Genomic DNA, 26,740 nt, shown 5'->3' with positions numbered 1-26,740 from the left:
CACGCCCGCCGTCCGCGACAGGCAATCGGCCATCCAGCGGTCGCCCGCAAGGGCTTGAATCGGCGGGAATTTCCAGCATGGCGACTGTCCAGTTCCTGCACAGTGAACAGCGCGGCAGCGGCACACTGCCTACAATGTCCGCCCCGCCAGCCGACGTGCCCGCCATGACCGACACCCACCTGCCCACCGATGACCCGATCGCCGCCACCCGCCTGTGGCTGGAGCGCATCGTCATCGGCCTGAACCTGTGCCCGTTCGCCAAGGCGGTGTACGTGAAGGACCAGGTCCGTTTCGTGCTCAGTGATGCGACCACGCCCGAAGCGCTGGTCGAACAGCTGGCCGAGGAGCTGGTGCTGCTGCGCGATACGCCGGCCGAGCAGATCGACACGACGCTGATCGTGCATCCGCAGGTGCTGACCGACTTCCTCGACTACAACGATTTCCTCGACAACGCCGACGCGGCAATCGAAGCGCTGGACCTGCAGGGCATCCTGCAGGTGGCGAGCTTCCATCCGGACTACCAGTTTGAAGGCGTGGCCGCCAACGACGCCAGCAACTACACCAACCGTGCGCCCTTCCCCACCCTGCACCTGCTGCGCGAGGACAGCGTGGCACGCGCGGTGGACGTCTATCCGGACCCGGACGTGATCGTCGAGCGCAACATCCAGACCCTGGACCGCATCGGCGTGGACGGCTGGCATCGCCGCCTGCGTGGCGACGACCTGTCATGAGCCGCGTGCCGCCGATTGCCGCATGGCCGGTCGCGCCGCTGTCGGGCAAGGTGGCGCTGATCACCGGCGGCGCCAACGGCATCGGCCGCGGCATCGCCCAGGCCGTGCTCGGTGCCGGGGGCCGCGTGCTGATCGGCGACCTGGACATGGAGGCCGGCGAGGCGTGCCTGGCGGAATGGCAGCGCGGTGATGACGCCGCGTTCCAGCACCTGGACATCACCGACGAAGCCAGCGTGCGCGACTTCATCGCCGTGGCGCTGCAGCGTTTCGGCCGCATCGACGGACTGGTCAACAACGCGGGCATCGCCGGCCCGCACGGCACGCGGCTGCAGGACATGGCGTGGGATGAGTGGCAGCGCCGGCTGTCCTCGCTGCACGGCGCGTTCCTGTGCAGCAAGCATGCATTGCCCGCGCTGACCGCCAGCGCTGCCGGTGCGATCATCAACATCGCCTCCACCCGCGCCTGGCAATCCGAAGCACATAGCGAAGCCTATGCCGCGGCCAAGGGCGGACTGGTGGCCTTTACCCATGCGCTGGCGATCAGCAGCGGCCCGGCGGTGCGGGTGAACAGCATCAGCCCTGGCTGGATCGGCACCACTGCGTGGCAGGCACCCTCACGGCGCCATGAGCCTGAGTACTCGGCCATCGACCATGCGCAGCACCCGGTCGGCCGGGTCGGCCAGCCCGAGGACATCGGCGCGCTGGCGGTGTACCTGCTGTCGTCACTGTCCGGCTTCACCACCGGCCAGGACTTCGTCGTCGACGGCGGCATGACCCGGAAGATGATCTACGCCGAATAAGCACCGCTTTCCGGTGGGCGCGGACCTTGGTCCGCACCATTGCCAGGAAGTGCCAACCAAGGTTGGCACCTACCAGAGCGGTTTACGCCATGCCCGAATGGCGCAGCAGCGCGTCGATCTGCGGTGCGCGGCCGCGGAAGGCCTTGAAGTTCTCCGCCGCCGGGCGGCTGCCACCCCGCGACAGGATCTCATCGCGGAAGCGTGCACCGGTTTCCGCGAGCGCCTGCGGCGCTTCCTCGAACGCGGCGTAGGCATCGGCGCTCAGCACCTCGGCCCACTTGTAGCTGTAGTAGCCGGCCGCATAGCCCCCCGCGAAGATGTGGCTGAACTGGTGCGGGAAGCGGTTCCAGGCCGGCGGATGGTTCACCGCTACCTCCGCGCGCACCCGATCAAGCAGCGCCAGCACGCTGTCCTGCGCCGGTTCGAACTGGCTGTGCAGCAGCATGTCGAACAGGCCGAACTCCAGCTGGCGCACGGTCGCCATGCCGCTATGGAAGTTGCGTGCAGCCAGCATGCGTTCGTACAGCGCGCGTGGCAGCGGCTCGCCACTGTCCACATGCGCGGTCATCGCCTGAAGGTGCTCCCATTCCCAGCAGAAGTTCTCCATGAACTGGCTCGGCAGCTCGACCGCGTCCCACTCCACGCCGTTGATGCCGGCCACGCCCAGCTCGCCGATGCGGGTCAGCAGCTGGTGCAGGCCATGGCCCATCTCATGGAACAGCGTGGTCACTTCGTTGTGGCTGAAGGTAGCCGGCTTGCCATTGGCACCGCGACCGAAGTTGCACACCAGGTAGACCAGCGGCGTCTGCACACTGCCGTCCGCGCGCACGCGGCGGTTGCGGCAATCATCCATCCACGCGCCACCGCGCTTGCCTTCGCGCGCGTACAGGTCCAGGTAGAACTGGCCAACCAGTGCGCCCTGCGCATCGACCAGACGGAAGAAGCGCACATCCTCGTGCCACACTGGCGCGCTGTCCTCCTGCACACGCAGGCCGTACAGCTGCTCGATCACCGAGAACAGGCCGCCCAGCACCTTCGGTTCGGTGAAATACTGCTTCACTTCCTGCTCGGAATAGCTGTAACGCGCCTGCTTCAGGCGATCGGCGGCGAACGCCAGGTCCCAGGCCTGCAGCTGCCCGATACCCAGTTGCTCGCGCGCGAACTGCTCCAGCTCGGCACGGTCCTTGGCCGCGAACGGTTTGGCGCGCGCGGCGAGGTCACGCAGGAAACCGAGCACTTCGGCCGGGTCCTGCGCCATCTTGGTCGCCACCGAATAATCACCATACGAACCGAAGCCGAGCAGCGCGGCCAGTTCCGCGCGCAGGGCCAGGATGCGGTCGATGTTGCCGCTGTTGTCCAGCGCGTCGTCGCCGAATTCGGACGCACGCTGCGCACTGGCGCGGTACAGGATCTCGCGCAGGTCGCGGTCCTCGCCCCAGGTCTGCACCGGCAGGTAGCACGGCATCTGCAGGGTCAGTTTCCAGCCGGCCTTGCCATCCTTCTGTGCTGCGGCATGCGCGGCGGCCTTCACATCTTCCGGCAGGCCCTTCAGTCGCGCTTCGTCCTCGATGATCAGCGACCACGCATCGGTAGCGTCCAGCACGTTCTGCGAGAACTTCGCCGACAGTGCCGACAGCTCCTCCTTGATCGCCGCGAAGCGCTGCTGCGCCTCCGGCGCCAGCTCGGCACCACCGAGGCGGAAATCGCGCAGGGTGTTGTCCAGCACCTTGCGCTGGGATTCGTCAAAGCCTGCGGCTTCCGGGCTGTCGGCCAGTGTCTGGTACTGCCGGTACAACGCCAGGTTCTGGCCCAGCGCGCTGGCGAAGCGGGTCACCCGTGGCAGGTTGCTGTTGTAGGCCTCACGCAGTTCCGGGGTGTTGACCACGCCCTGCAGGTGGCCGACCAGGCCCCAGGCACGCCACAGCCGCTCGGTGGCATCGTCCAGCGGGGCAACGAAGGTCTGCCAGGTGACCGGCTGCACCTGCTCGGCCGCGCTGACGGCGGCTTCGGCCGCGGCCAGCAGCACGTCCAGCGCCGGCGCCACGTGCTCGGGGCGGATGGCCTCGAAGCGCGGCAGGCCGGAAAAATCGAGCAGGGGGTTGGCAACGGTCACGGCAGATCTCCAGGGTACGGGCCCGGCAGGCGGGCAACCCAGTAGATATGGCGCTGGCAGGCGGGGCTGACAAGGGGGCGCGGCCCGGTATTCACGTCGGCCTTACGGTCGCGGTTCGAAGCTCTGGCTGCGGGGGAGTCCGCAGCGGTACGCACCGAACGAGGCCCTACATGGAAGGTCTGGCTGCAGTTGCATCCGCCTCACCGGCCCGGTCACTGGCATTGTCCGCCAGCCCGGCCGAACTGACCTGGATCGCCGCATTGTGCGATGCCGACGACGACGCCCCGCGTCACCTGCAGCAATTGCAGGCTGTGCTGCAGCAGGGCGGCACGTTCAGCGATGCCCAGGAGTGGTACCCGTTCGAAGTGATCGAACGCGGCGCCAGCCAGCTGCGGCTGGGCCATGAGCGCGAGTTCGTGATCTGCGTGCTGCTGTGGCTGCAGGCGCTGGCCCAAGGCCGCGCCAGCATGCTGGACCCGAGCCTGCACCTGGATGATCGCGCGATGGACATCGAGGCCTTGCCCGATGCGCTGCGTGATGCGGTGCTGGATGCGTTCACCGCGGCGGGGTATTGAGACGCCCTCGTGATCGCCGGGCGTGGCCCGGCGAGAGCGTCGTCCATGCTACAGCGCTTCCAGGCTGCACCACGGCAGCTCGGGCAACCCCTGCCCGGCCACCGCCGCGGCCAGCTGTGCATCGGCGCCGTCGACATCGATGCCCTGGCGCAGGTACCACGCCGGGTCGTAATAGCTCTGCGCGTAGCGTTCGCCGCTGTCGCACAGGATGCTGACGATGCTGCCCTGGTGGCCCGCCTCGCGCATCCATTGCGCGGCCTGCAGCACGCCGATGAAGTTGGTGCCGGTGGAGCCACCGACGCGGCGGCCGAGCTGGCGGCTGACATGGCGCATTGCAGCCAGGCTCAGCGCGTCGGGTATCTTGACCATCGCATCGACGCTGGTCGGGATGAAGCTCGGCTCCACCCGTGGCCGGCCGATGCCCTCCACGCGCGAACCACCACTGCAGGTCAGGTCGCGCCAGTCCTGTCCACCGGCCACGGCGGCCCGGTAGCCGTCGAAGAACACCGACACTTCCGGGTCCGCGCACAGGATGCGGGTATCGTGGCGGCGGTAGCTGACATAGCGGCCCAGGGTGGCGGCGGTACCGCCGGTGCCGGGGCTGCACACGATCCATTCCGGAACCGGGCTGGGCTCTTCGGCCATCTGCTTGAAGATGGACTCGGCGATGTTGTTGTTGGCACGCCAGTCGGTCGCGCGCTCAGCGTAGGTGAACTGGTCCATGAAGTGGCCACCGGTTTCACGGGCCAGCTTTTCCGAATCACAGTTGAGGTCACAGGCACGTTCGACCAGGTGGCAGCGGCCGCCTTGGAACTCGATCGCGGCGATCTTTTCAGGCGAGGTGGTGGCCGGGATCACTGCAATGAACGGCAGGCCGAGCAGGCGCGCGAAATAGGCTTCGGACACCGCCGTCGAGCCGCTGGACGCTTCGATCACCGGTCGCCCTTCGCGCAGCCAGCCATTGGCCAGCGCATACAGGAACAGCGAGCGCGCCAGCCGGTGCTTGAGGCTGCCGGTGGGATGGCTCGACTCATCCTTCAGGTACACATCGATGCCCTCGAACCCGGGCAGCGCCAGCGGGATCAGGTGGGTATCGGCGGAGCGGTTGAAATCGGCTTCAATCTTGCGGATGGCGGCGGCCACCCATTCACGCTGCGACATGGCGGGCAATCGTTGTCAGGACGGAACGGTGCGATCCGCCCATTGTACGTCGCGGTGCCGTCAGGTGACGGCCGGTAGAATGACCCCATCCGGCCTGCAACGGCCCTGTCTGAAGGACCTCCCCCATGACCATTCCCGCCCTGCGCGATGTCCCCGGCGTCGCCGCCCAGGCCCCGGCCGAAACCACCGGCTTCGTGTTCAACCACACCATGCTGCGGGTCAAGGACATCACCGCCTCGCTGGACTTCTACACCCGCGTGCTCGGCTACCAGCTGATCGACAAGCGCGACTTCCCGGACGCGCAGTTCAGCCTGTACTTCCTGGCCTACGTACCGGCCGGTACGGTGGTGCCGGAAGACGATGCCCAGCGCCGCCTGTGGATGGCCGGCCTGCCGGGCGTGCTGGAGCTGACCCACAACCACGGCACCGAGACCCAGGACGGTGCGGTCTACCACGACGGCAACAGCGACCCGCGCGGCTTCGGCCACATCTGCGTGTCGGTGCCGGACATCGAGGCCGCCTGCCAGCGCTTCGAGGACCTGGGCGTGACCTTCCAGAAGCGCCTGACCGACGGCCGCATGAAGAACCTGGCCTTCATCAAGGACCCGGACGGCTACTGGGTCGAGATCATCGCCAACGTCTGACCCGGAAAGGGGCACAATTCCGGTAGCGCCGGGCCATGCCCGGCGGCCTTGAGCAGGCCGCGCTGCGCGCTCGCCGGGCACGGCCCGGCGCTACCGACTCCGTCCCCTTTTTTACGAGGTTCGTATGGAAACGATGGAACTGCACCGTGGGCGATTGATCGACCACATCCAGCTGGTGGTGCGTGACCTGGCCGCCAGCCGCCGCTTCTATCAGGCGGTGTTCGATACGATCGGCATTCCAATCGCCGGCGAAGGCGATGATTACTTCTGGGCCGATGAGCTGTTCATTTCCAGCGCCAGCAGCGAGGCTGCCGCCGGCCAGCTGACCGGCCGCCACCACCTGGCGTTCCAAGCGCGCGACAGCGCCACCGTTGATGCCTTCCACACTGCAGCCATCGCCGCCGGCGGCACCGACAACGGTGCACCGGGCGAACGCCCCTACCATCCGGGCTACTACGGCGCGTTCGTGCTCGACCCCGATGGCAACAACATTGAAGTGGTCTACCACGGCCCAGCCAACTACAGCGCCGACTCGGTGAAGGTCACTTTCTGATTTCACCGATGCCGTGAACGAAGAAGCCGGGCAATGCCCGGCTTCTCTGCGTCCAAGGATCCAGCCCTCAGTGCGCCGCCATGTAGATGTCCTGCAGCACGGCCTTTTCCAGTTCCAGCTCGCCCAACAGGTTCTTCACGATATCGCCCAGGCTGAGGATGCCGACCAGTCGGGCGCCTTCAGTGACCATCAGATGACGGCGCCGCGAGTACGTCATCAACGACATGGCCTGCTTCAGGGTGGCCTCCGGCGCGATACCTTCCAGGCCGGTGGTCGGCACGCTGGAAATCACCCGGCGGCCGGCCTGCGGGCCGTCGTCGGCCAGGGTACGCACGATGTCCTTTTCGGAAATGATGCCGACCGGGGCATCGTCCTTCATCACCACCAGCGCAGCGATCCTGTTCGCGCTCATCTTGTGGGCGGCGGCACCGATGGTGTCTTCGGCGTCGATGGTGATGACAGCTTCTTTCTTGGATTGCAGGAGTTCGCGGACGTTCATTCTTGTTTCCTGGTGCAGGTCACTAAGTCAAAAAGTGTGCTCTTCCGATACGCCCCCTCCCCGGGAACAGACCTTTCAGCGCACGTCTGGCGCACCCGGCTGCCACTTGGAATGGATCGGCAGACGATGTGCTGCAACGCGAACGAGGTGGGCTCAACGGCGCAACCCGGCCCTCGGTCAAAGTGATTCTACGACTGCGACCATCGGTCACTACCGGCATCGATGGGACAGTTCGTCGTGGGAACCAACTGACGATCCAGAGAATGGCACCGCGGCTGAAACCGCCGCTGAATACTGGCGGTGCCACGCGTTAAAGATTGAGTGCGCCCTGCCGAAGGCGGACAAAGCGCGCGGCGGCTGTCCCACTTTCCACGGCTACCGACGCAAACGAAAGGGGCCACGCAGGCCCCTTTCGCATACAGCATCCAAAAGCGCCGGGAGTGCTTTACTCCACCGTCACGCTCTTGGCCAGGTTGCGCGGCTTGTCCACGTCGGTGCCGCGTGCCAGCGCGGTGTGGTAGGCCAGCAGCTGCACCGGGATGGTGTGCACGATCGGGCTGAGCACGCCGGCATGGCGCGGCGTGCGGATCACGTGCACGCCTTCGGACTCATTGAAGTTGCTGTCCTGGTCAGCGAACACGAACAGCTCGCCACCACGGGCGCGCACTTCCTGCATGTTCGACTTCACCTTCTCCAGCAGGCTGTCGTTGGGGGCGATCACCACCACCGGCATGTCCTCATCCACCAGCGCCAGCGGGCCGTGCTTCAGCTCACCCGCCGGGTAGGCCTCGGCATGGATGTAGGAGATTTCCTTGAGCTTGAGCGCGCCTTCCAGCGCGATCGGGTAATGCAGGCCGCGGCCCAGGAACAATGCGCTGCTCTTGCGCGCGAAACGCTCGGCCCAGGCAGCGATCTGCGGCTCCATGTTCAGCGCGTGCTGCACGCTGCCCGGCAGGAAGCGCAGCTGCTCCAGGTAGTCCGCTTCCTGCGCGGCGTCGATGCGGCCATGCAGCTTGCCCAGCACCACGGTCAGCTGGAACAGCGCGGCCAGCTGGGTGGTGAAGGCCTTGGTCGAGGCCACGCCGATCTCGGCGCCGGCGCGGGTGTAGCAGACCAGTTCGCTGGCGCGCGGAATCGCACTTTCCGGCACGTTGCAGATCGACAGCGTGTGCGTGTGGCCCAGCGACTTGGCGTACTTCAGCGCTTCCATCGTATCCAGCGTTTCGCCGGACTGCGAGATGGTCACGATCAGATGCTTGGGGTTCGCATAGGCCGCGCGATAGCGGTATTCGCTGGCGATTTCCACGCTGCACGGCAGGCCGGCGATGGCCTCGATCCAGTAGCGCGCGGTCAGGCCGGAGTAATAGCTGGTACCGCAGGCGATGATCTGCACGCCTTCAATGCCCGACAGCACGGCTTCGGCGTTCTTGCCGAACAGCTCGGCCGGGAAACCACCGGCGTCGATCGCCGCTTCGATGGTGTCGCCCAGCGCGCGCGGCTGCTCGTGGATTTCCTTCTGCATGAAGTGGCGGTACGGGCCCAGCTCCAGCGAAGCCAACGACACATCGGACAGATGCACGTCGCGCTCGATGGGCTGGTCATGCTCATCGAAGATGCGCACGCCGTCACGGCGGATTTCGGCGGTGTCGCCTTCCTCCAGGAAGATCACCTTGCGCGTGGCCGAGATAACCGCCGAGACGTCGGAGGCGACGAAGTTCTCACCCTCGCCCAGGCCGACCAGCAGCGGGCAGCCCATGCGCGCACAGACGAAGCGCTCCGGCTCGGCACGGCTGACCACGGCCAGCGCGTAGGCGCCGGTCAGTTCCTTCACCGTGTGCTGCAGCGCCACCAGCAGGTCGTCGCCGTCCTTCAGGTGATGGTGGATCAGGTGCGCGATGACTTCGGTGTCGGTCTGCGACTCGAAGGTGTAGCCCAGCGCGCGCAGTTTCTCGCGCTGCTCTTCGTGGTTCTCGATGATGCCGTTGTGCACCAGCGCCACGCCGTGGCTGATGTGCGGATGCGCGTTGGCCTCGGTGACACCGCCATGGGTGGCCCAGCGGGTGTGGCCGATGCCCAGCACCGCGTTGAAGCCCTCGGCCTCGGCCGCAGTGGCCATTTCCGACACACGACCGGTACGACGCACACGACGCACATCGCGGCGCTCACCCTGGTCGATCACCGCGATGCCCGAGGAATCGTAGCCACGGTACTCAAGGCGCTTCAGACCCTCGATCAGCACCGGCACTACGTCGCGATCAGCGATCGCACCCACGATTCCACACATGTCACGCGTTTCCTTGAAGACGATCAGCGCATTCTAGCCTGCGGGCCCGCACTCCCCCTCCTGTCCGCTTAATGAAAGTGTCCGGAAAGGTGTCCGCGGACACCCGGACACTTCAGCACGCCGCCCAACTCATTGACCTGAAAGGAAATAAACTTGGCACGCTACGTGCTTGGTACTGGCTACCACCGTCAGGCACGCACCCGATGATCCGCGACACTTCCGCACAGGACCAGATCGTTTCCTCCGCCCCGGCCGGCACCACCCGCGCCAACTGGCAGCGCTACCGCTGGCCGGCACTGGGCGCCATCGTGCTGCTCGCCGGCATCGGCTGGGCCGTGCACGCCTGGTCCAACGCCAGCCGCTCCTTCGACAGCAGCCGCGTGCGCATCGCCGAAGTGAAGCGCGGCGACCTGGTCCGCGACATCGCCGCCGACGGCCGCGTGATCGCCGCCAACAGCCCGATCCTGTACGCCATCTCGGCCGGTACCGTGGACCTGAAGGTGGTCGCCGGCGATGTGGTGAAGAAGGGCCAGGAGCTGGCCATCATCGACAGCCCGGAACTGCGCAGCAAGCTGGCCCAGGAACAGGCCACCCTGGCCGGCCTGGAAGCCGAGGCCAGCCGCGCCGCGCTGGACGCCACCCTGGCCCGCGCCAAGTCGCGCAAGGAAACCGACCAGGCCACCATCGAGCGGCAGGCCGCCGACCGCGACCTGCAGCGCTACCAGCGCGGTTACGACGGCGGTGCGGTGCCGCAGATCGATCTGGCCAAAGCCAAGGACTCGCTGAAGAAGGCCGACATCACCCTGGCCAACGCCACCACCGACGCACGCCTGCAAAGCCAGGGCGCCGACCTGGATGCCCGCAACAAGCGCCTGCTGGCCGACCGCCAGAAGGCCGTGGTGGCCGAGGTGCAGCGCCAGGTCGATGCGCTGACCCTGCGCGCCCCGTTCGATGGCCAGGTCGGCCAGGTGCAGGCCGTCCAGTCCACCAACCTGGCCGCCAATGCGCCGGTGCTGGGCGTGGTCGATCTGTCCAAGTTCGAGGTCGAGATCAAGGTGCCGGAAAGCTTCGCCCGCGACCTGGCGATCGGCATGCCGGCACAGCTGACCGGCGGCAATGGCCAGCCGTTCCCGGGTGAGATCAGCGCGGTGTCGCCGGAAGTGGTCAATGGCGAGGTCAATGCCCGCGTGCGCTTCGCCAGCGCGCAGCCGGAAGGCCTGCGCCAGAGCCAGCGGATGTCGGTGCGCGTGCTGCTCGATACCCGCAAGAACGTGCTGAAGGTCGAGCGCGGTCCGTTCGTCGAACAGGGCAACGGCGTGGCCTACGTGATGGATGGCCGCACCGCCGTGCGCCGTCCGGTCGAACTGGGCGTCAGCAGCCTGGGCGAAGTGGAAATCAAGTCGGGTGTGCAGCCGGGCGACCGCATCGTGGTCTCCGGCAGCGACCTGTTCAAGGACGCCGAACGCGTCTCCGTCAACTGATACCTGAACCCTGAATCCTGGAGAGAGGACACCCCATGTACATGCTCGAAATGCGTTCGGTCGCCAAGGTCTTCCGCACCGAACAGGTGGAAACCCACGCACTGCGCTCACTGGAACTGCAGGTCAAGGAAGGTGAGTTCGTCGCGGTCACCGGCCCGTCAGGCTCCGGCAAGACCACCTTCCTCAACATCGCCGGCCTGCTGGAAACCTTCACCAGTGGCACCTACATGCTGGACGGCCAGGACGTGAGCACGCTGGGCGACGACGCCCGCAGCCGCCTGCGCAACCAGAAGATCGGCTTCATCTTCCAGGGCTTCAACCTGATCCCCGACCTGAACCTGTTCGACAACGTCGACGTGCCGCTGCGCTATCGCAAGATGAGCGCCAACGAGCGCCGCGAACGCATCGAGAAGGCGCTGACCCAGGTCGGCCTCGGCTCGCGCATGAAGCACTACCCGAACGAGCTGTCCGGCGGCCAGCAGCAGCGCGCGGCGATCGCACGTGCCCTGGCAGGCAGCCCGCGCCTGCTGCTGGCCGACGAACCGACCGGCAACCTGGACACGCAGATGGCCCGCGGCGTGATGGAGCTGCTGGAGGAGATCAACGCTGCCGGCACCACCATCGTGATGGTCACCCACGATCCGGAACTGGCCGCGCGCGCGCAGCGCAACGTGCACATCGTTGATGGCCAGGTCACCGATCTGGTGCGCGAGCCGGTGCTGGTCACGCCGCCGCGCCACATCGTCGCCGTCAACGAGTGAGGGCCCCACCATGTTCGCCTACTACGCCCGACTGGCGGTGCGCAGCTTCCGCCGCAACAAGGTCCTGACCGCGCTGATGGTGGTTGCCATCGCGCTCGGCATCGGCGCCTCGATGACCACCCTGACCGTGTTCCACGTGCTGTCCGGTGACCCGATTCCCGGCAAGAGCGACCGCCTGTTCTACGTCCAGCTTGACGCCGCGACCGGCGCCTACGTCGCCGGCGAGGAGCCGGAAACCCAGCTGACCCGCTTCGACGGTGAAGCCCTGCTGCGCGAAGCCAAGGGCGAGCGCCAGGCGCTGATGAGCGGCGGCGGCGGCACCATCGAACCGGACAACAGCACCCTCAAGCCCTTCAGCATCGACACCCGCTGGACCTCGGCCGACTTCTTCCCGATGTTCGAGGTGCCCATGCAGTACGGCCGCCCCTGGACGCGCGAGGACGATGAAGGCCGTGCGCGCGTGGTGGTCATCTCCAAGGCGCTCAATGACAAGCTGTACCAGGGCGCCAACAGCGTGGGCCGCGACCTGCGCATGGAAGGCCAGAGCTACCGCATCGTCGGCGTGATGAAGGAATGGAGCCCAGAGCCGCACTTCTACGACCTGACCACTGGCAGCTACGGCAAGAACGAAGACCTGCTGCTGCCGATCTCCACCTCCTTCGACCTGAAGCTGGGCAGCAACGGCAACATGAACTGCTTCGGCGAGAATCCCGACGGCAACAGCTATTCGCTCAACGCACCGTGCGCGTGGCTGCAGTACTGGGTGGAGATGGACCCGGCCAAGGCTGGCGACTACCGCCGCTACCTGGAGAACTATTCGACCCAGCAGCGCGAGGCCGGCCGCTTCAAACACCCGCCGAACGTGCGCCTGCGCACCGTGATGGAGTGGCTGGACTTCAATGGCGCAGTGCCCAGCGACGTGCGCCTGCAGCTGTGGCTGGCACTGGGCTTCCTCGGTGTCTGCCTGGTCAACACGGTGGGCCTGCTGCTGGCCAAGTTCCTGCGTCGCAGCGGTGAGATCGGCGTACGCCGCGCGCTCGGTGCCAGCCGCGGCCAGATCTTCCTGCAATGCCTGGTGGAAGCAGGTGCGGTCGGCGTGGTCGGTGGCGTGCTGGGTATCGGCCTGGCCCTGCTCGGCCTGTTCGCGGTGCGCCAGCAACCGGTGGAATACGCCAAGCTGGCCCACCTGGACGGCAACATGCTGCTGCTCGCACTGGGCCTGACCCTGCTCGCCAGCGTCGCCGCCGGTTTCCTGCCAGCCTGGCGTGCGATGCAGGTCACCCCGGCCATCCAGCTCAAGTCGCAGTAAGCACCCGAACGAGGACTCCCATGGACATCCGCCCCATCCTCAGCACGCTGCGCCGGCACAAGACTGCCGCTGCCCTGATCGTGCTGGAAGTCGCACTGACCTGCGCCATCGTCTGCAACGCGCTGTTCCTGGTCAGCCAGCGCGTGGAGAAGATCAGCATGCCCAGCGGCATCGCCGAGAGCGAACTGGTGATGCTGCGCGTCAGTGGCATCGGCAAGCAGACCGACGCCATGGCCCGCACCCGCGAGGACCTGGCATCGCTGCGCGCGATTCCCGGCGTCAGCAACGTCACCATCATCAACCAGGTTCCCTTCCGCCACGGCTCCTCCAGCAGCAGCATCTCGCGCGAGGTCGACCAGGAACGGCCGACCACCAACGCCTCGATGTACACCCTGTCCGAGAACGGGCTGGTCACGATGGGCATGAATCTCATCGCAGGCCGCGATTTCCTGCCCGACGAGTACCAGAACTTCGAAGACGCCAGCAAGGGCGGCGCCAAGGAAAAGGCGATTCCGGTGATCTTCACCCAGGCCACCGCCGCCAAGATGGAACCCAACGGCAGTGCGCTGGGCAAGACCTACTACATGGGCAAGCAGCCGCTGCATGTGGTCGGCATCGTCGACACGCTCAGCACGCCCAATGGCTGGAATGACAACTGGACCAACTCGATGCTGCTGCCCATGCGGCGCACCTTCGATGAAGGTGGCACCTATGTGCTGCGCACTTCGCCAGAGCGCCGCCAGGAGGTCCTCGATGCCGGTGCCGCCGCGCTGGAACGCAACGATCCCAACCGGCTGATGCGCGACAAGCTGACCTATGAAGACCAGCGCAAGGACTTCTTCAAGAACGACCGCGCGATGGTCGGCCTGCTGATCACCGTCAGCATCTCGCTGCTGGTGGTCACTGCGCTGGGCATCATCGGCCTGGCCAGCTTCTGGGTGCAGCAGCGCAGCAAGCAGATCGGCATCCGCCGTGCGCTGGGCGCGACCCGCGGGCAGATCCTGCGCTACTTCCAGACCGAGAACTTCCTGCTGGCCTCGCTGGGCATCGTGCTGGGCATGCTGGCGGCCTACGCGATCAACCTGGCGCTGATGAACCTGTACGAGCTGCCGCGCATGCCGCTGTACTACCTGCCGCTGGGTGCGCTGCTGCTGTGGGTGCTGGGCCAGATCGCGGTGTTCGGTCCGGCACGGCGTGCGGCGGCGGTACCGCCTGCGGTCGCCACGCGGGGCGCCTGAGATGCGTGCCTGCGCGATGTGCCTGATGCTGCTCCTGCCGCTGCCGGCGCTGGCCGGCGGTGGCAACGCGCAGACACTGGAATGGCGCCAGGATGCCGCGCGGCTGTCACTGCGCTCGACCGAGGGCCAGGTGCGCGTGGAGGCTGCCAGCCCGGAAGCACGATTCGGCGTGCGCAGCGGTGATCGCATCCTCCGCGTGGACGACACGGCGGTGCGCCGGGTCGAACATCTGGCCGAGGCACTGCGCCATTCCCACGCCGCCACCGCCTATCTGTTGCTGCGCCGCGACAGACGCGAACTGACGGTGGCGGTCGACGCCGCAGCCTGGCGCCAGGCACTGGAAGTGCCGCCGCCACCTGCGCCGCCAGCGCCCCCGGCGCCTCCCCGGCGCTGAGCAGGGGCCGCTCCTGCACAGCCACGGGTTTGGCTATGCTTGATGGGTGGCGCCGGGCTCTCCCGGTGCGTGGACACGAACGGCTCCAACGGCGCCGCCCATCCCTTTCTGCAGAACCGTTTGATGCCTGCGATCCTGATCATCGACGACAACGCCAGCGTGGGTACCGCGCTGGACGTACTGTTCTCCCTGCACGACATCGACACCCTGCAGGCGCAGACGCCCGCCGACGGGCTGGCGCTGCTCGAATCTCAGCCGGTCGACCTGGTCATCCAGGACATGAACTTCAGCGAGGACACCACCTCCGGCGAGGAAGGCGAGGCCCTGTTCGCGCAGATCCGCGCGCGCCATCCGGACCTGCCGGTGATCCTGCTCACGGCGTGGACCCATCTGAGCAGCGCCGTGGACCTGGTCAAGGCCGGCGCCGCCGACTACCTGGCCAAGCCCTGGGACGACCGCAAGCTGATGACCACGGTCAACAACCTGCTGGAACTGTCCGAGGCGCGCCGCGAACTGGACCGGCGCCGCAGCCGTGAACTGCACCAGCGCAACGCACTGGAAGAGAAGTACGACCTGTGCGGTGCGGTCTTCGCCGACCCCGCCAGCGAGCGCGTGATCGCGCTGGCCTGCCAGGTCGCACGCTCGGAACTGCCGGTACTGATCACCGGCGCGAACGGTGCCGGCAAGGAAAAGATCGCGCAGATCATCCAGGCCAATTCCCTGGTGGCCAAAGGGCCGTTCGTGGCAGTCAACTGCGGCGCGCTGCCCTCGGAACTGATCGAAGCCGAACTGTTCGGTGCCGAAGCCGGTGCGTATACCGGCGCCAACAAGGCCCGCGAAGGCAAGTTCGAGGCCGCCGATGGCGGCACCCTGTTCCTGGATGAGATCGGCAACCTGTCACTGGGCGGGCAGATGAAGCTGCTGCGCGTGCTGGAAACCGGCCGCTTCGAGCGCCTGGGCTCCAACCGCGAGCGCCAGGTCAAGGTCCGCGTGGTCAGCGCGACCAATGCCGACCTGCCGGCGATGATCCGCGACGGTACCTTCCGCGAAGACCTCTATTACCGCCTCAACACGGTAGAACTGGTGCTGCCGCCGCTGGCCGAACGACCGGGCGACATCGTGCCGCTGGCCGAGCGCTTCCTGACCGCTGGCAAGCCGTTGTCCACTGCGGCCACCGCGGCCTTGCAGCGGCACCCCTGGCCGGGCAACGTGCGCGAGCTGCGCAACGTGATCCAGCGCGCCGAGCTGCTGGCCACCGGCAACCGCATCGAAGTGGCCGATCTCAACCTGCCGCGCGCAGCCGCCACACCGCGCCCGGCCCCCAGTGCGGGCAATGATCCCGACCGTGCACGCATCGAGGATGTGCTGGCGCGCAACCATGGCGTCATCGCCCAGGCCGCCGCAGAACTCGGCCTGAGCCGCCAGGCGCTGTACCGGCGCATGGACCGCCACGGTATTCCCCGCGAATGAAACGGCGCTCGTTCACTTTCCGCCTGTTCCTGCGCCTGCTGCCGGTATTGGCACTGGCGGCGGCACTGCCGTGGCTGCTGGCCTACTGGATGGACCATGGCTGGGTGGTGACCACGGTGTCGGCGTTGATCCTGCTGTCATTGATGTGGTGGACCCTGCGCCGGGCGACCGCCCCGGTGCGATCTCTGATGCGGGCCCTGGCGGGTACCACCAGCAGCTATCGCGACGGCGAGTACAACTTCGGCGTGCACTGGCCGGGGAGCGACGAGCTGGGCGACCTGGTGCAGGCCCACCGCGAACTGGGCGATGTACTGCGTGAGCAGCGGCAGGGCCTGGTGCAGCGTGAACTGCTGCTGGACACGATGGTGCAGAACACGCCGGTGGCGATGCTGCTGATCGCCTCGGGCGGTGATGGCATCGCCCGCGTGGTGTTCTCCAATCTGGCGGCACGCAAGCTGCTGCATGGCGGCTGGAAGCTGGAAGGCCAGCGCCTGGAGGACGTGCTGGAACAGGTGCCGGTGGAACTGCGCGATGCCATCGCCCGTGGCGGTGACAGCCTGTTCGCGGTGCATGCCGAGGGCGAGGACGGCGACGAGGATGACGAGCAGGTCTACCACCTCTCGCGCCGCGCGTTCCAGCTCAACGGCCGCCCGCACGACCTGTTGCTGGTGCGGCTGCTGACCGCCGAACTGCGCCGCCAGGAAGTGCAGACCTGGAAGAAGGTGATCCGGGTGATCAGCCACGAGCTCAACAACTCGCTGGCGCCGATCGCTTCGCTCGCCCATTCCGGCGGCGTGCTGGTGCAGCGTGAGCGCTTTGACCGGCTGCCCGAGATCTTCACCACCATCGAGGACCGGGCGCGTCACCTGGAAGGCTTCATCCGTGGCTACGCACGCTTTGCCAAGTTGCCGCAGCCGCAACTGCAGACCGTGCACTGGGCCCCCTTCCTGTCCAGCCTGCGTCAGCAGATCCCGTTTACCATGGAGCGCGAGCCGGACGAAGAACTGAGCAGCCGCATCGACATCGCGCAGTTCGGGCAGGCGCTGCTGAACCTGTTGAAGAACGCGCACGAAGCCTGCGCCGAAGCAGAGCCCCCAAACGATGACGTGCAGGTGCAGCTGACGCGGCTGCCGCAGTGGCTGCGGCTGGACGTGCTGGATCGTGGCAAGGGCATGAACGAGCAGGTGCTGCAGAACGCACTGATGCCGTTCTATTCGACCAAGCGCAATGGCACCGGGCTGGGGCTGGCCCTGACCCGCGAGATCGTGGAGGCCCACGGTGGTCGGGTGTCGTTGCAGAACCGCGGCGATGGCGGGCTGTGCGTGTCGATTCTGTTGCCGGTGGGCTGAGCGGGCAGATCCACGCCATGCGTGGACGTGCCGACCAAGGTCTGCACCTACCAGGCCTGCCGCATCGCCACCCGCAGGTGCATCGGGAACCCAAGCGCGGCTTCTTCGGCCATCACCGCACGCAGGCCATCGTTCCACTGCGCCTCGGGCACTATCTCGAACCCTTCACTGGCATAGAAGGCCGCATTCCAGGGCACGTCGGACAACGTGGTCAGCACCGCTGCCGCGTAGCCGCCAGCCCTGGCCTGTGCCAACGCATGGCGTAACAACACGCGACCATGACCGCGGCGCGCGTGCGCGGGATCCACGTCCATCTGCAGCACATGGAAGTCACCGCACAGCTCACCGGCCAGCAGGTAGCCCGCGATGCCACCGTCAGCCGCATCCAGCACCCACAACTGGCCACGTTGAAGGCCATCCTGCAGCGTCGGCAGGTCCAGGCCATGCCCGGCAAATACCGGGTGGGCCTGGTGCCCCTTCAGCAGTTCACCGGCACGTTGCTCAATTGCCGGCAGCATGCCGAGTTCGTCGGCGTGCGGGATGCGTGGCTCAGGACTTCTTGAGCGGGCGCTTCCAGCCATCGATGGTTTCCTGTCGTGCACGTGCCAGCGTCAGCTTGCCATCCGGGGCGTTGCGGGTGATGACCGAACCGGCAGCGATGGTGGCGCCCTCACCGATCAGCACCGGTGCCACCAATGCGCTGTTGGAACCGATGAAGGCGTTGTCGCCGATGGTGGTGGTCGACTTGTTCACGCCGTCGTAGTTGCAGGTGATGGTGCCGGCACCGATGTTCACCTTGCTGCCGATCACCGCGTCGCCCAAGTAGGTCAGGTGATTGGCCTTGCTGCCAACACCGAGGGTGACCTTCTTGGTCTCGACGAAGTTGCCGACATGCACGCCATCGGCGAGCACTGTACCCGGGCGCAGCCGTGCGAACGGCCCCACCAATGCAGCACCTTCGGTGACCACGCCTTCCAGGTCACAATGCGCGCGCACTTCGGTGCCCGGGCCAAGATTGACGTCCTTCAGCCGGTTGAACGGGCCCACGGTGACGCCGTCGCCGAGCACGATATTGCCTTCCAGAACGACGTCGACATCGATCAGCACGTCGCTGCCCACGGTGACGGTGCCACGGATATCCAGGCGTGCCGGGTCACGCACGCGCGCGCCCTGCGCGCACAGGGCCCGAACCGCACGGCGCTGCCAGGCACGCTCCAGCTGCGAAAGCTGCCAGGGATCATTTGCCCCTTCGGCTTCCTGCGCGTCGGCCACCAGCGCCATCTCGGCCGGGGTGTACTCGTGCGCGGCAAAGGCGAACACGTCGGTCAGGTAGTACTCGCCCTGCGCGTTGCTGTTGGACAGCTGCGACAGCCAGCGCCGCAGCGCGGTCGACTCGGCGGCAATGATGCCGGTGTTGATCGTGCGCACACGCAGCTGGTCGTCGGTGGCGTCCTTCTGTTCGACAATCGAGCCGACCTTGCCTTCGGCATCGCGCAGCACGCGGCCGTAACCGGTCGGGTCATCGACATCGGCGACCAGCACCGCCAGTCGACCCGGCTGTGCCAGCAGGTCGCGCAGGGTCTGCGCGCGGATCAGCGGCACGTCGCCGTACAGCACCAGCACCTGCGCGGCGTCGGGCACCTGCGGCATCGCCTGCGCGACGGCGTGCCCGGTACCGAGTTGCTGTGCCTGCTCGGCCCATTGTAGATCGGGCTGGTCGGCAAAGTGCTGGCGCACCGCTTCACCACCATGGCCGTAGACCACGTGGATCGCGGCCGGCTGCAGCTCGCGGGCGGCATCGATCACATGCGCCAGCATCGGCTGCCCAGCGATCGGCTGCAGCACCTTCGGCAGCACCGACTTCATGCGCTTGCCCGCGCCAGCGGCGAGGATGATGACGTGCAGGGCTTGGGTCATGGAAGCAGCAGTCCGTAGTTCGTTGCCGGTGATTCTAGAGCGTGGGCCGTTAACATGGGGATCTGCCCGCCCACACTCCGACCATGAGCCTGCTCCGCCAGGGAAGCGCCTACCTCATCATCGGCGTGCTGCAACTGCTGCTCGACTGGGCGGTGTTCGTGCTGGTCACGGCCGCCGGCCTGCCCGTGGTGCAGGGCAACCTGGCCGGGCGTGTGGCCGGCATGCTGCTGGGGTTCTGGTTGAACGGGCGAATCACCTTCGCCACTGCCGACGGCGAGCAACGGCTGGGCTGGCGACGCTTCGCACGCTTCCTGCCGCTGTGGTTGCTGCTCACCACCGCCAGCACGCTGCTGGTCTCGAGCGCCGACCATGCATTGGGCCTGCAGTACGCCTGGTTGGCCAAGCCACTGGTGGAGGGCGGCCTGGCCGTGATTTCCTTCCTGCTGCTGCGGCACGTGGTGTACCGCTGATACGACGTCAGGATCGGGATCGGTAGCGTCGACGGTCAATCGACTGCCCTTCCATCAGACCGCGGAAATCCCTCGCTGCGCGCGACAGTCGACTCGACCCGCCGCCCAAACAAAAACGCCGGCACAGGGCCGGCGTTCTCGTGGGTGCAGCGCGAACCTCAGTGCTTGAGGTTCTTGCGCAGGCGCTCCAGCGCCTGCAGCTGGACAACGGCTTCAGCCAGCTTCTGCTGGGCCTCAGCCACTTCCATCGCCTCGCCGCGGTTGGCCAGGATGCGCTCGGCTTCTTCCTTGGCCTTGCGGACCGAGGCTTCGTCGATGTCCTGCGCGCGGATCGCGGTGTCGGCCAGCACGGTCACCACCTGCGGCTGCACTTCCAGGATGCCGCCGGAAATGGCGAAATCCAGCTGCTCGCCGTTCGGCGTGGTCACCACCACCTTGCCCGGCTTCAGGCGGGTGATCAGCGGCGCGTGCTTGGGCGCGATGCCCAGTTCGCCCAGCTCACCGGTGGCCACGACCAGGGTCGCTTCGCCACGGAAGATTTCCTGCTCGGCGCTGACGATGTCGCAACGGATCGTGCTCATGCAAATCTCTTCGCTGTTCGCGGCGGCGCAATGCCACCGTGGGGGTCCACCGGCGCGGGCGGTTGCCCGGCGCCGGCGTCAGGTCGGGCAGGATCGCTCCCGCCCGTCCCGGATCAGGCCTTCTCGGCCATCTTCTTGGCCTTCTCGACCGCTTCTTCGATGCCGCCGACCATGTAGAACGCCTGCTCCGGCAGGTGGTCGTACTCGCCATCGACGATGGCCTTGAAGCCACGGATGGTGTCCTTCAGCGGCACGTACTTGCCCGGCGAACCGGTGAACACTTCGGCCACGTGGAACGGCTGGCTGAAGAAGCGCTCGATCTTACGGGCGCGCGACACGGCCTGCTTGTCCTCTTCGGACAGCTCGTCCATGCCCAGGATCGCGATGATGTCCTTCAGTTCCTTGTACTTCTGCAGGGTCTGCTGGACGCGCTGGGCGGTGTCGTAATGCTCGTGGCCGATGACCAGCGGGTCCATCTGGCGGCTGGTGGAGTCCAGCGGATCGACGGCCGGGTAGATACCCAGCGAGGCGATCGAACGCGACAGGGTGACAGTCGAGTCCAGGTGGGCGAAGGTGGTCGCCGGCGACGGGTCGGTCAGGTCGTCCGCGGGAACGTAGACGGCCTGGATCGAAGTGATCGAACCGTTCTTGGTCGAGGTGATGCGCTCCTGCAGGACGCCCATTTCCTCGGCCAGGGTCGGCTGGTAACCCACGGCCGACGGCATACGGCCCAGCAGTGCCGACACTTCGGTACCAGCCAGGGTGTAGCGGTAGATGTTGTCGACGAACAGCAGGACGTCCTTACCCTTGCCGTTTTCGTCCTTCTCGTCGCGGAAGTACTCGGCCATGGTCAGGCCGGTCAGGGCGACGCGCAGACGGTTGCCCGGCGGCTCGTTCATCTGGCCGTACACCATCGCCACCTTGTCGAGGACGTTGGAGTCCTTCATTTCGTGGTAGAAGTCGTTGCCCTCACGGGTACGCTCACCCACGCCGGCGAACACGGACAGACCGCTGTGCGCCTTGGCGATGTTGTTGATCAGTTCCATCATGTTGACGGTCTTGCCGACGCCGGCGCCGCCGAACAGGCCGACCTTGCCGCCCTTGGCGAACGGGCACATCAGGTCAATGACCTTGATGCCGGTTTCCAGCAGTTCGGTGGCCGGGGACTGGTCTTCGTACGACGGGGCCGCACGGTGGATTTCCCAGCTGTCGCTGGCGGCCACCGGGCCGGCTTCGTCAATCGGACGGCCGAGCACGTCCATGATGCGGCCCAGGGTGCCGGCGCCGACCGGCACGGAGATGCCGCGGTTGGTGTTGGTGGCAACCAGGTTGCGCTTCAGGCCGTCGGTGGAACCGAGGGCGATGGTACGCACCACGCCGTCACCCAGCTGCTGCTGGACTTCGAGGGTGATTTCGGTGTTGTCGACCTTCAGTGCGTCGTACACCTTCGGCACCGACTCACGCGGGAATTCGACGTCGACGACCGCGCCGATGATCTGAACGATCTTGCCCTGACTCATTGCTGCATCCTCTAAATGTGTGCTTTGAACGAACGCGGTCAGACTGCTGCCGCGCCGCCGACGATTTCGGAGATTTCCTGGGTGATCGCTGCCTGGCGCGCCTTGTTGTAGACGAGCTGGAGGGTGCCGATCAGCTTGTTGGCGTTGTCGCTCGCCGCCTTCATCGCAACCATGCGTGCGGCATGCTCGGAGGCGACGTTTTCCAGCAGTGCCTGGTACACCAGCGACTCGATGTAACGCGTCATCACGTGCTCCAGCACGGTCGCGGCATCGGGTTCGTACAGGTAATCCCAGTCGTGGTGAGCGACCTGCTTCTCAGCCGGCGGCAGCGGCAGCAGCTGATCGAAGCTGGCCTTCTGCACCATGGTATTCACGAAGCGGTTGTAGACCAGGTACACGCGGTCGACCTTGCCTTCGGTGAAGGCGTCGAGCATGACCTTGATCACACCGATCAGCGATTCCAGCTTCGGCACGTCGCCGATGTGGGTCACGCTGCCGACCATGTTGACCTTCACGCGGCGGAAGAAGGTCGATGCCTTCTGGCCGATGGTCACCAGGTCCACTTCCGCACCCTTGTCCTGCCATGCCTTGGCTTCGCCCAGCATCTTGCGGAACAGGTTGTTGTTCAGGCCGCCGGCCAGGCCGCGATCGGAGGAGATCACGATGAACCCGACCCGCTTGACCTGCTCGCGCTCGACCAGGAACGGATGCTGGTAGTCGGTGCTGGCCTGGGCCAGGTGGCCGATCACCTGCTTCATCGCCTGCGCGTACGGACGCGAGGTCTTCATCCGATCCTGCGCCTTGCGGATCTTGGAGGCCGAGACCATTTCCAGGGCGCGCGTCACCTTGCGGGTGTTCTGCACGCTCTTGATCTTGGTTTTGATTTCGCGTCCGCTTGCCATCTCTTGTTTCCCGTGGCGCGGGGCTGATGCCCCGCGTTGTTCAACCGTTTGAGCGGGGCGAGCCCCGCTCTACGAGCGCTGGATTACCAGCTGCCGGTGGTCTTGAACTCGGCGATGCCCTTCTTGAAGGCACCTTCGATGTCGTTGTCCCAACCGCCGGTGGCGTTGACCTTGCTGACCAGTTCGCCCTGGGTGTTGGCGAAGTGGGCGTGCAGGCCTTCTTCGAACGCCAGCAGCTTGTTGACCGGCACGTCGTCGAGGTAACCCTCGTTGACGGCGTAGATCGACAGCGCCTGGTTGGCGATCGACATCGGCGCGTACTGCTTCTGCTTCATCAGCTCGGTGACGCGCTGGCCACGCTCCAGCTGCTTGCGGGTCGCCTCGTCCAGATCCGAGGCGAACTGCGCGAACGCAGCCAGCTCGCGGTACTGGGCCAGCGAGATACGGATGCCGCCCGACAGCTTCTTGATGATCTTGGTCTGGGCCGAGCCACCGACGCGCGACACCGAGATACCGGCGTTCACGGCCGGGCGGATGCCGGCGTTGAACAGGTCGGTTTCCAGGAAGATCTGGCCGTCGGTGATCGAGATCACGTTGGTCGGAACGAAGGCGGACACGTCGCCGGCCTGGGTTTCGATGATCGGCAGCGCGGTCAGCGAACCGGTCTTGCCGGTGACCTTGCCTTCGGTGAACTTCTCGACGTATTCCTCGGACACGCGGGCAGCGCGCTCGAGCAGGCGGGAGTGCAGGTAGAACACGTCACCCGGGTAGGCTTCACGGCCCGGCGGGCGCTTCAGCAGCAGCGAGATCTGGCGGTAGGCAACGGCCTGCTTGGACAGATCGTCGTACACGATCAGCGCGTCTTCGCCGCGGTCCATGAAGTACTCACCCATGGTGCAGCCCGAGTAGGCGCTGATGTACTGCATGGCAGCCGATTCGGAAGCGGTCGCGGCCACCACGATGGTGTGGGCCAGCGCGCCGTTCTCTTCCAGCTTGCGCACGATGTTGGCGATGGTCGAAGCCTTCTGGCCGATCGCAACGTACACGCACTTGATGCCGGTGCCCTTCTGGTTGATCACCGCATCGATCGCCATCGCGGTCTTGCCGGTCTGGCGGTCACCGATGATCAGCTCGCGCTGGCCACGGCCGATCGGGATCATCGAGTCGACCGACTTGTAACCGGTCTGCACCGGCTGGTCGACCGACTTGCGCCAGATCACGCCCGGAGCAACACGCTCCACCGGAGCGGTCAGGTCGGTGCCCAGCGGGCCCTTGCCGTCGATCGGTTCGCCCAGCGCGTTCACGACGCGGCCCAGCAGCTCCGGACCAACCGGCACTTCCAGGATGCGGCCGGTGGTCTTGGCGACGTCGCCTTCGCGCAGGTGCTCGTAGTCACCCAGCACCACGGCGCCGACCGAGTCGCGCTCCAGGTTCAGGGCCAGGGCGAAGGTGTTGTTCGGCAGTTCGATCATTTCGCCCTGCATCACGTCGGCCAGACCGAAGATGCGCACGATGCCGTCGGACACGCTGGTCACGGTGCCTTCGTTGCGCGATTCCGCGGCCAGCTTGACCTTCTCGATGCGGTTCTTGATCAGTTCGCTGATTTCGGAGGGGTTGAGCGTGGTTGCCATCGTCAAGTCCTAGTGCCGGCAGCGGGGCCGGACGTTAAATGAATTCAGTTAGCGAGCGCGGTCTGCAGACGGGCCAGCTTGCCCTTCAGCGAACCATCGATGACCACGTCGCCGGCGTCGATCACGGCGCCGCCGATCAGCGAGGCATCGACCGCGGTGGTCACATCGACCTCGCGGTTGAAGCGCTTGCGCAGCGCGACCTTGATCGCGTCCAGCTCACTGGCCGACAGTTCGGCGGCCGAGGTGACGGTGGCCTTGACCACGTGCTCGGCTTCGGCGCGCAGGGCGTCGAACATGCCGGAGATTTCCGGCAGCAGCGGCAGACGATGCGATTCGGCCAGGATGGCCAGGAAGCGCGAGTAGGTCTCGCCGTGCGACACCGGCGCCAGCAGGGCGACGGCGTCGTCACGACCCAGCTCCGGGTTGGCGAGCAGGGCCGCCACGCGCGGGTCGGCGGCGACGTGGGCGGAGAACGCCAGGGCGTCCGACCACGGCGCGAACGCGCCTTCGTCGCGCGCGGTCGCGAACGCGGCGCGGGCGTACGGGCGGGCAAGCGTGAGGGCCTGGCTCATCCTTAGATCTCCGAGGCCAGCTCGTCGAGCAGCGCCTTGTGGGCGTTGGCGTCGATTTCGCGCTTGAGCAGCTTTTCGGCACCGGTCACGGCCAGCGCGGACACCTGCTTGCGCAGATCTTCACGGGCACGGTTGGCGGCGGCGTCGATTTCAGCCTGGGCCAGTTCCTTCTGACGGGTGGCTTCGGTGATCGCTTCGTTACGGGCAGCATCAACGATCTGGTTGGCACGTGCGTGGGCCTGATCGATGATCTCGTTGGCCTTGGTGCGTGCTTCCTTCAGCGCTTCGTTGACCTTCTCCTGCGCCTGGGCCAGATCTTTCTGGCTGCGGTCGGCAGCAGCGAGGCCTTCAGCAATCTTCTGCTGGCGCTCTTCGATCGCGTTCATCAGCGGCGGCCAGATCTTGGTCGCGATGATCCAGATCAGACCAGCGAAGGCCAGCGCCTGCGCAAGAAGGGTGAAATTGATATTCATGGTTAGCTCGATCGCTGGTTTCGGGGTGGACGCGCCGCCGTAGCGGCGCATCCGGCCTTCATCCGAAACCGGGTGCATCAGCACCCGGTCGTCTCAAACCGCTGTATCAGCCGGCCAGAGCCTTGGTGACGGCGCCAGCGAAGGCAGCCGACAGCGGGTTGGCGAAGGCCAGCAGCAGGCCGACGGCGACCGAGATGATGAACGCGGCGTCGATCAGGCCGGCGGTGATGAACATACGGACCTGCAGGACCGGGATCAGTTCCGGCTGGCGGGCGGCCGACTCCAGGAACTTACCAGCCATGATGGCCAGACCCAGACCGGCGCCCAGCGCGGCCAGGCCGATCATGATGCCGACGGCAAGGGCGGTGGAGCTCTGAATCTGCGCGAAGTTGGTCAGGACGGCGAAGTACATGGTTATCTCCAGGAACTTAAGTTGCTAAGGGTGATGAAACGGATGAAGGTTGAAACGCGTTGAAGCTTGAAACTCAGTGAGCGTCTTCCGACAGGCTCAGGTACACGATCGACAGCATCATGAAGATGAAGGCCTGCAGCGGGATCACCAGCAGGTGGAACAGCATCCAGCCGAGGCCGAACACACCACCGGCAATGGCACCGAAGAAACCGGCACCACCCAGCACCCAGATCAGCAGGAACACGATTTCGCCGCCGAACATGTTGCCGAACAGTCGCATCGCCAGCGAGATCGGCTTGCTCAGCCACTCGACGATGTTGAGGATCAGGTTGAACGGCATCATCCACTTGCCGAACGGCGCCGTCAGGAATTCCTTGATGAAGCCACCCAGGCCCTTCGACTTCAGTGCGAAGAACAGCATCAGGAAGAACACGCTGATGGCCATGCCCAGGGTGGCATTGACGTCAGCGGTCGGGACCGGCTTCCAGTAGTGCACGCCCACCCACTCCAGCGGCTTGGCGATGAAATCGGCCGGGATCATCTTCAGCAGATTCATCAGCAGAATCCAGAAGAAGATGGTGATGGCGATCGGCGTGACCAGCTTGCTCTTGCCGTGGTAGGTGTCCTTGGCCTGGCGGTCGACGAACTCCAGGCAGATCTCGACGAAGGCCTGCCACTTGCCCGGCACGCCGGCGGTGGCCTTGCGGGTCCCCAGCCAGAACGCGACAACGATCACCAGGCCCATCAGGACCGCAGTGAGGAAGGTATCGACGTGGATATGCCAGAACATACCCTCACCCTTGCCGACCGGTGCGGTCAGGTTGTGCAGGTGATGCTGGATGTAGCTGGTAGGGGTTAGAGCCTCGCCCGCCATGTGTCCGGAACCTTCAGTTAATTGAA

Annotated in this window: 26 protein-coding genes and 1 pseudogene; 13 read left to right on the top strand and 14 right to left on the bottom strand. The window is 66.1% G+C overall.

The features are described 5' to 3' along the window. Positions 1–164 precede the first annotated feature (164 nt). Positions 165–731, top strand: a complete 567-nt coding sequence (locus tag N5D45_RS18295) for a DUF1415 domain-containing protein (protein WP_029379749.1) — start codon at positions 165–167, stop codon at positions 729–731. Next, the gene (locus N5D45_RS18290; RefSeq protein ID WP_279939426.1) at positions 728–1,531 is read left to right on the top strand and encodes an SDR family oxidoreductase; all 804 of its coding nucleotides are present in this window, start codon (positions 728–730) and stop codon (positions 1,529–1,531) included. Before N5D45_RS18295 ends, N5D45_RS18290 begins: the two co-directional genes overlap by 4 nt. A gap of 82 nt (positions 1,532–1,613) precedes the next feature. Here the strand turns inward: N5D45_RS18290 and N5D45_RS18285 are convergent, their stop codons facing one another. After that, complete coding sequence (locus tag N5D45_RS18285) at positions 1,614–3,644, bottom strand: M3 family metallopeptidase (protein ID WP_279939425.1); 2,031 nt, start codon at positions 3,642–3,644, stop codon at positions 1,614–1,616. Positions 3,645–3,814: 170 nt separating this feature from the next. On the opposite strand from N5D45_RS18285, the gene N5D45_RS18280 reads away from it, so the two are divergent. Then, positions 3,815–4,219: a hypothetical protein gene (locus N5D45_RS18280; RefSeq protein ID WP_010481352.1), complete on the top strand. Its 405-nt coding sequence runs from the start codon at positions 3,815–3,817 to the stop codon at positions 4,217–4,219. A gap of 48 nt (positions 4,220–4,267) precedes the next feature. Here N5D45_RS18280 and N5D45_RS18275 read toward each other — a convergent pair whose 3' ends face one another. Next, positions 4,268–5,380: a PLP-dependent cysteine synthase family protein gene (locus N5D45_RS18275; RefSeq protein WP_279939424.1), complete on the bottom strand. Its 1,113-nt coding sequence runs from the start codon at positions 5,378–5,380 to the stop codon at positions 4,268–4,270. Positions 5,381–5,505: 125 nt separating this feature from the next. Here N5D45_RS18275 and gloA point away from each other — a divergent pair, with 125 nt between their 5' ends. Both gloA and N5D45_RS18265 read left to right on the top strand, forming a co-directional pair. Further along, positions 5,506–6,024 carry a lactoylglutathione lyase gene (gloA, locus tag N5D45_RS18270; RefSeq protein ID WP_057503091.1) on the top strand — a complete coding sequence of 173 codons (519 nt, stop codon included), beginning with the start codon at positions 5,506–5,508 and terminating at the stop codon, positions 6,022–6,024. A gap of 124 nt (positions 6,025–6,148) precedes the next feature. Next, a complete protein-coding gene (locus N5D45_RS18265) occupies positions 6,149–6,577 on the top strand; it encodes a VOC family protein (protein ID WP_049404183.1) in 429 nt (142 codons plus the stop codon). Between the two features lie 67 nt (positions 6,578–6,644). On the opposite strand, the gene N5D45_RS18260 is transcribed toward N5D45_RS18265, so the two are convergent. After that, on the bottom strand, positions 6,645–7,076 hold the full coding sequence (locus N5D45_RS18260) for a CBS domain-containing protein (protein ID WP_279939423.1): 432 nt from the start codon (positions 7,074–7,076) through the stop codon (positions 6,645–6,647). A gap of 445 nt (positions 7,077–7,521) precedes the next feature. Continuing rightward, positions 7,522–9,360 (bottom strand): glutamine--fructose-6-phosphate transaminase (isomerizing), encoded by a 1,839-nt coding sequence (gene glmS / locus N5D45_RS18255; protein WP_279939422.1) that lies wholly within the window; start codon positions 9,358–9,360, stop codon positions 7,522–7,524. Between the two features lie 203 nt (positions 9,361–9,563). On the opposite strand from glmS, the gene N5D45_RS18250 reads away from it, so the two are divergent. From N5D45_RS18250 to N5D45_RS18220, 7 genes and pseudogenes are all read left to right on the top strand, one after another. Continuing rightward, complete coding sequence (locus N5D45_RS18250; protein WP_019338855.1) at positions 9,564–10,841, top strand: efflux RND transporter periplasmic adaptor subunit; 1,278 nt, start codon at positions 9,564–9,566, stop codon at positions 10,839–10,841. Positions 10,842–10,876: 35 nt separating this feature from the next. Continuing rightward, positions 10,877–11,602: an ATP-binding cassette domain-containing protein gene (locus tag N5D45_RS18245; RefSeq protein ID WP_010481339.1), complete on the top strand. Its 726-nt coding sequence runs from the start codon at positions 10,877–10,879 to the stop codon at positions 11,600–11,602. Positions 11,603–11,612: 10 nt separating this feature from the next. Further along, the gene (locus tag N5D45_RS18240) at positions 11,613–12,911 is read left to right on the top strand and encodes an ABC transporter permease (RefSeq protein ID WP_279939421.1); all 1,299 of its coding nucleotides are present in this window, start codon (positions 11,613–11,615) and stop codon (positions 12,909–12,911) included. 20 nt (positions 12,912–12,931) lie between these two features. Further along, positions 12,932–14,149: an FtsX-like permease family protein gene (locus N5D45_RS18235; RefSeq protein ID WP_279939419.1), complete on the top strand. Its 1,218-nt coding sequence runs from the start codon at positions 12,932–12,934 to the stop codon at positions 14,147–14,149. A 16-nt stretch (positions 14,150–14,165) separates the two neighbouring features. Beyond that, a complete protein-coding gene (locus N5D45_RS18230) occupies positions 14,166–14,543 on the top strand; it encodes a PDZ domain-containing protein (RefSeq protein WP_019338856.1) in 378 nt (125 codons plus the stop codon). A gap of 123 nt (positions 14,544–14,666) precedes the next feature. Then, positions 14,667–16,013 (top strand): sigma-54 dependent transcriptional regulator, encoded by a 1,347-nt coding sequence (locus tag N5D45_RS18225; RefSeq protein WP_010481334.1) that lies wholly within the window; start codon positions 14,667–14,669, stop codon positions 16,011–16,013. Further along, positions 15,938–17,362: pseudogene (locus N5D45_RS18220) on the top strand (HAMP domain-containing sensor histidine kinase); the annotation flags it as partial. The gene N5D45_RS18225 and the pseudogene N5D45_RS18220, both read left to right, overlap by 76 nt. Positions 17,363–17,409: 47 nt before the next feature. Here N5D45_RS18220 and N5D45_RS18215 read toward each other — a convergent pair. Together N5D45_RS18215 and glmU are read right to left on the bottom strand one after the other, a co-directional pair. After that, positions 17,410–17,943, bottom strand: a complete 534-nt coding sequence (locus tag N5D45_RS18215) for a GNAT family N-acetyltransferase (RefSeq protein ID WP_279939418.1) — start codon at positions 17,941–17,943, stop codon at positions 17,410–17,412. Then, on the bottom strand, positions 17,912–19,279 hold the full coding sequence (gene glmU, locus N5D45_RS18210; protein ID WP_010481330.1) for a bifunctional UDP-N-acetylglucosamine diphosphorylase/glucosamine-1-phosphate N-acetyltransferase GlmU: 1,368 nt from the start codon (positions 19,277–19,279) through the stop codon (positions 17,912–17,914). Before glmU ends, N5D45_RS18215 begins: the two co-directional genes overlap by 32 nt. 83 nt (positions 19,280–19,362) lie before the next feature. On the opposite strand from glmU, the gene N5D45_RS18205 reads away from it, so the two are divergent. Then, the gene (locus tag N5D45_RS18205) at positions 19,363–19,749 is read left to right on the top strand and encodes a GtrA family protein (protein WP_010481329.1); all 387 of its coding nucleotides are present in this window, start codon (positions 19,363–19,365) and stop codon (positions 19,747–19,749) included. Positions 19,750–19,907: 158 nt separating this feature from the next. Here the strand turns inward: N5D45_RS18205 and N5D45_RS18200 are convergent, their stop codons facing one another. From N5D45_RS18200 to atpB, 8 genes are all read right to left on the bottom strand, one after another. Continuing rightward, positions 19,908–20,330 carry a F0F1 ATP synthase subunit epsilon gene (locus N5D45_RS18200; RefSeq protein ID WP_005419509.1) on the bottom strand — a complete coding sequence of 141 codons (423 nt, stop codon included), beginning with the start codon at positions 20,328–20,330 and terminating at the stop codon, positions 19,908–19,910. 113 nt (positions 20,331–20,443) lie between these two features. Next, positions 20,444–21,850, bottom strand: a complete 1,407-nt coding sequence (gene atpD / locus N5D45_RS18195; protein ID WP_010481327.1) for a F0F1 ATP synthase subunit beta — start codon at positions 21,848–21,850, stop codon at positions 20,444–20,446. A gap of 38 nt (positions 21,851–21,888) precedes the next feature. Continuing rightward, on the bottom strand, positions 21,889–22,752 hold the full coding sequence (gene atpG, locus N5D45_RS18190) for a F0F1 ATP synthase subunit gamma (protein WP_010481324.1): 864 nt from the start codon (positions 22,750–22,752) through the stop codon (positions 21,889–21,891). A gap of 83 nt (positions 22,753–22,835) precedes the next feature. Further along, a complete protein-coding gene (atpA, locus tag N5D45_RS18185) occupies positions 22,836–24,383 on the bottom strand; it encodes a F0F1 ATP synthase subunit alpha (protein WP_005411130.1) in 1,548 nt (515 codons plus the stop codon). Positions 24,384–24,427: 44 nt separating this feature from the next. After that, on the bottom strand, positions 24,428–24,955 hold the full coding sequence (locus N5D45_RS18180) for a F0F1 ATP synthase subunit delta (protein ID WP_010481321.1): 528 nt from the start codon (positions 24,953–24,955) through the stop codon (positions 24,428–24,430). A gap of 2 nt (positions 24,956–24,957) precedes the next feature. Continuing rightward, positions 24,958–25,428 carry a F0F1 ATP synthase subunit B gene (locus N5D45_RS18175; RefSeq protein ID WP_005419512.1) on the bottom strand — a complete coding sequence of 157 codons (471 nt, stop codon included), beginning with the start codon at positions 25,426–25,428 and terminating at the stop codon, positions 24,958–24,960. A gap of 106 nt (positions 25,429–25,534) precedes the next feature. Next, positions 25,535–25,840, bottom strand: a complete 306-nt coding sequence (gene atpE / locus N5D45_RS18170; protein WP_005411133.1) for a F0F1 ATP synthase subunit C — start codon at positions 25,838–25,840, stop codon at positions 25,535–25,537. A gap of 73 nt (positions 25,841–25,913) precedes the next feature. Then, on the bottom strand, positions 25,914–26,714 hold the full coding sequence (gene atpB, locus N5D45_RS18165) for a F0F1 ATP synthase subunit A (RefSeq protein ID WP_010481316.1): 801 nt from the start codon (positions 26,712–26,714) through the stop codon (positions 25,914–25,916). Positions 26,715–26,740 lie beyond the last annotated feature (26 nt).

The sequence above is a fragment of the Stenotrophomonas sp. GD03819 genome (assembly GCF_029841665.1).
Classification (GTDB): Bacteria; Pseudomonadota; Gammaproteobacteria; order Xanthomonadales; family Xanthomonadaceae; genus Stenotrophomonas; species Stenotrophomonas geniculata.
The sequence above is the reverse complement of the archived record's forward strand: the minus strand, read 5'-3'. Positions and strand labels throughout refer to the sequence as shown.